3 protein-coding genes are annotated in these 4,310 nt (G+C 73.0%); all 3 read right to left on the minus strand.

All coding sequences use genetic code 11. The features are described 5' to 3' along the window. Nucleotides 1-1,315 (minus strand): hypothetical protein (locus AB0M52_RS31280; protein ID WP_363961161.1); only part of this gene is annotated, 1,315 nt, incomplete at its 3' end. Between the two features lie 246 nt (nucleotides 1,316-1,561). Continuing rightward, nucleotides 1,562-3,652 carry an amino acid transporter gene (locus AB0M52_RS31285; RefSeq protein WP_363961163.1) on the minus strand — a complete coding sequence of 697 codons (2,091 nt, stop codon included), beginning with the start codon at nucleotides 3,650-3,652 and terminating at the stop codon, nucleotides 1,562-1,564. Between the two features lie 14 nt (nucleotides 3,653-3,666). Next, on the minus strand, nucleotides 3,667-4,062 hold the full coding sequence (locus tag AB0M52_RS31290) for a hypothetical protein (RefSeq protein WP_363961165.1): 396 nt from the start codon (nucleotides 4,060-4,062) through the stop codon (nucleotides 3,667-3,669). Nucleotides 4,063-4,310: the final 248 nt, after the last annotated feature.

The following is a 4,310-nucleotide window of genomic DNA, read 5'->3' on the forward strand; positions in this document are numbered from 1 at the left end:
CCTTGCCGCGCGTGGTGTTGCCGCTGATCACGCTGTCGTCCATCGGCAGCAGGCCCTGCACGGTGGAGATGCCACCGCCGGAGACCGTGGCGACGTTGTCGCGGACCGTCAGCTGCCGCAGCACCAACACCGCGTCGGAGTTGGCGAGTCCGCCGCCGACCTCCGCGCTGTTGCCGACGACGGCGGTGTCGAAGACCTTGGTACGCGCGGAGAAGCTGGCCAACCCGCCGCCCTGCCCCGCGTTGTTCCGCACGAAGGTCGAGGAGTAGACGTCCCCGGCCGCCCGGAAGTTGGCCAGGCCACCGCCGTAACTGACCGCGCTGTTGTGCCGGAACTCGGTGCGGTGCATGGCCATCACACCGCCGTTGAGCAGGCCCCCGCCCTTGCCCTGGGTGCCGGCGGCCCGGTTGCCGACCAGCGTGCTGTCGCTGATCTGGAGGTTGCCGTCGTTGAAGATGCCGCCACCGCCGCCCTCCGCGGACAGCGAGGTGCTGTTGGCGACGGTGACCCTCTCCACGACCGCCGTCGCGCCGTGCACGATGTGGATGCTGCCGCCCTCCGCCTTCGAACTGCCGTTGCGCAGGGTGACGTCGCGCAGGGTCAGCTCGCCCCCGTCGCGGACGGTGAAGAACCGGAAGTCCTCGGCGTTCACGCCCCGGACGATGGTGGCGCCGGAGCCCTCGATGGTGATCGCGTGGTAGATGACGGGCAGGCCCGCCTTGTCGTCGGCCGCGTTGCGCGGAGGCGCCTCGGCGTCGCCGGGGGTCTCCGCGGCGTCGTTGGCCTCCCGCGCGTCCCGGATTCCGCCGTCGTACTCGTCGGGCTGCTGGAACGCGTGGGTCAGGGTGTAGGTGCAATTCTCGGCCAGCCGCAGCGTGGCACCGCCCTCGGCGTTGGCGCGGACCAGCGCGGTGATGAGCCCGGCGGAGTCACAGGCCAACCGCCAGATCTTGTCGTCCGGCGGGCGCCCGTTGTTACCGGCGGGCCGGGTGGGCGCGCGCTCGGGTCCCTCGGCCGCCGCCTCGTCGGGCCAGTCGGCCGCGGCCTGCTCGGGGGTCTCATCGGCGTCGGGACGCTGCGGATCCTCCCCCTGATCCTCCGGTGCCCGGTCCGTGCCGGGCACCTCACTCGGCAACGTCGCTGCGGACTCGGCCGGGGTCGGCGCCGGACGGTCAGGCTCGGCGGCCGAGGCGGCGACGCCGGTCAGGCCCACCGCTCCGGCCACCAGGGTGCCCGTGACCAAACCACCGGCCAAGAACCAGCGGGACCGCCGTCGGGGTCGCGTCGACCCCCGGCTCCCTTGGTACGTGGACATCAGGTTCCTGCCTCTCGTACAGGTGAAATACGGCCGCACCAAAACGGGCGCGGAGCGGCTGACGTCGCGACAGCCACCAGAAGGAACCGTACGGTGACGAAAGGCCGATATCCGGCATACGTGAATAAGTACTCCATTCGCTTTCACATATCATCAGACCGGATTCCGGCCCCAGGTCTGTGCACAACGGCGTACCGGTAGCGGCCTCGAAGCAGGAAGGAGTCGGCCTTACGCCCCGGTGTCGGCCTAGCCGCCGACGTGGATGCCGGGTCGGCGGGCCGGATCGGGCTCGGACTTGCGCAGGATCTCCCGCACCACCGGCGGGGTGTCACCGCGCCCCAGGATCAGGTACCGCAGCAGGTGGGCGATCGGGTTCCCCTCCGACCACTCGAAGTGCGCGTGCGGGCGGACACCGGTGGCATCGCGCAGCGCCAGCAGGATCGCCGCGATCGCGTTCGGCGCGGCCGGGCTGCTGGCGCGCAGCACCCGGTACCCACCCACCTCGACGCCGCGTACCCGCAGCACGTGGCGAAACCCGGACGGGTCGACCACGTCGATCTCCAGGAAGAGCACGTCGGTCGCGCCCGGCACCGGGTTCAGCCCGCGCTGGGCCCGCTCCTTGATGGTGTACTCCTTGACCGCGCCGCTGCGCCGCTTGTGTGCGATCACGTGCAGCCGGCCGTCATGGGCCACCGAATCGGCGATGAACCGCCGGGCCGGCTCGTCGAACTCGACCCGCTCCGCCCGCAGTTCCGTGGTGCGGCTGACCCGGGACACCAGGGACACGGCGATGATGCCGAGGATGAACAGGCCGGAGATGGCGATCCCGTCCGGCTTGGCGATCACGTTCTCGACCAGCGCGTACAGCAGGACCACGGTGAGCACGGTGAAGCCGACGGCGACGCCACGCTGCCGGCGGCTGACCGCGGCGATCGCCACCGCCACCGCGGCGGAGACCATCATCGCCAGGATCCCGGTGGCGTACGCCCCGGCCTGCGCGTCGACGTCGGCCCGGAAGAGGACGGTCAACACGATGCAGACCAGCGTGTACACGATGACCACGGGCCGCACCGCCCGCGCCCACTCCGGCGCCATCCCGTACGAGGGGAGGTAACGCGGCACGATGTTGATCAACCCGGCCATCGCCGAGGCGCCGGCGAACCACAGGATGAGGACGCTGCTCACGTCGTACAGCGTGCCGAAGGCCTCACCGACCTGCTGGTGGGCGAGGTAGGCCAGGGCCCGCCCGTTGGCGGGCCCACCCGCGGCGAACTTCTCGGGCGGGATGAGCACCGTGGTGACGAAGGTGGTCGAGAGCAGGTAGACCGACATGATCAACGCGGCGACGGTGAGCAACCGCCGGGTGTTGCGGATCCGCGCGGCCAGCCGGGCCGGCGCGTCCGGCCCATGCCCGGCGACCAGCGGCATCATGCTCACCCCGGTCTCGAAGCCGGAGAGCCCCAGCACCAGCAACGGGAACGCCATCGCCGCGGTCAGCGCCACCTCACCCGGTCCGCCGCCCGCGCTCAGCGCCCCGGTCCAGCCCGCCAGCAGGCGCGGGTCGCCGGCGATCTCGATCAGCGACACCGCCACGATCACCGCGTTCAGCGCCAGGAAGACGGCGACCAGCGGGACGGCCACCGCCACGGCCTCCCGGAAGCCGAGCAGGAACACCCCACCCAGGATCAGCAGCAGCACCACCGTGACGACCACCGCGACGGTGGTGCCGCTGAACGCCTCCGGCAGGTACGGGTTCTGCAACATGTGCACGGTGGCGTCGGCCGAGGAAAGGGTGATCGTGACGATCCACGAGGTGGCCACGAAGCCGAGCAGGATCAACACGAAGATCTTGCCCCGCCAGAACGGCAGCAGCCGCTCCAGCATCGCCACCGAGCCCTGGCCGTGCGGGCTGTCCCGCGCCACCCGGCGGTACATCGGCAGCATGCCGAACAGGGTCAGTGCCACGATCAGCAGGGTCGCCAGCGGGGACAGCGCCCCGGCGGCCAGGGCCGCGATGCCCGGCAGGTACGACAGGGTGGAGAAGTAGTCCACGCCGGTCAGACACATGACCCGCCACCAGGCGTGCGACCGGGCCTGCCCCTCGGCGGTCTCCGGGCCGACCGGCTGCACCTGGTGCACGAACAGCCAGCGGCGCAGCCGGCTCTCCCGAGGGACGGGACCGGCCGGCACCCCCACCCGTTCGGGTACGGCGACGTGCCGGCCGGCCCGGTCACCCGGCCGGGTCGGATCCCGGGCGGCGCGCAGCGCGGGCTCCGGTGTGCCGGACACCCGACGACGGCGCCCCCGCCCCCGTCCCGGTCTGATCCCGTCCCCCATACCTGGCCCCGCGCTCAGCCACCGGCCGGCGCGGCCAGGGCGCGGGCCAGCGCGGCGGGATCAGCGACGGTCACCGTCATCCCGGGGTGACGCGGCCAGCCGCCGGGCAGCAGGGCGGGCACCGGTCGCACGAACCGGACGCAGAGCCCGCCGGCGGTGGTGCTGCCGAAGGTGACGCCCGCGTCGGCGCCGGACAGGTGCGGCCCGATCGCCCGCCACCAGCGGTACGGACCGCCGACCTCGACGCCGGCGACGTTCTCCCGGCGGGTGCGCAGCCGCCACGGCCCGAACCGTACCGCCAGGTCGTCGGCGTCGACCCGCACCCAGGCGGTCGACGGCCGGACCCCGAGCAGGGCCAACAGCGGGCGAAACCGCGAGTCGAAACGAAAGGCGAAGAGTTGCCCGGTCATCCCCGGGCTCCCCGGCCGGCGCGGTCACCGGGCCGTGCGGGGCGAGGTGGGGCGGCAGGGCGAGGCCGGGGCCGTGCGGCGGGACGGCGGCGGGACGCAGCGGTCATGGCCGCGGCGTACCCCGCAAGGGCCGGCCGACACCCCCCGGGCCGGCCGGCCCCTGTTCCCCCCGTGGTCACTATCCGGGCGATGACGCCCGGGCGGGTCGGACGCCCCCGCGCCCCGCCCCGGGGCGGGGCGCGGGGACC

It is taken from the genome of Micromonospora sp. NPDC051296 (genome assembly GCF_040682255.1).
GTDB lineage: Bacteria > Actinomycetota > Actinomycetes > Mycobacteriales > Micromonosporaceae > Micromonospora > Micromonospora craterilacus.

Bases quoted from the DNA above. Each gene is read 5' to 3' on its own strand.
- AB0M52_RS31290 (WP_363961165.1), bottom strand. From the start codon at position 4,062: ATGACCGGGCAACTCTTCGCCTTTCGTTTCGACTCGCGGTTTCGCCCG.
- AB0M52_RS31285 (WP_363961163.1), bottom strand. From the start codon at position 3,652: ATGGGGGACGGGATCAGACCGGGACGGGGGCGGGGGCGCCGTCGTCGG.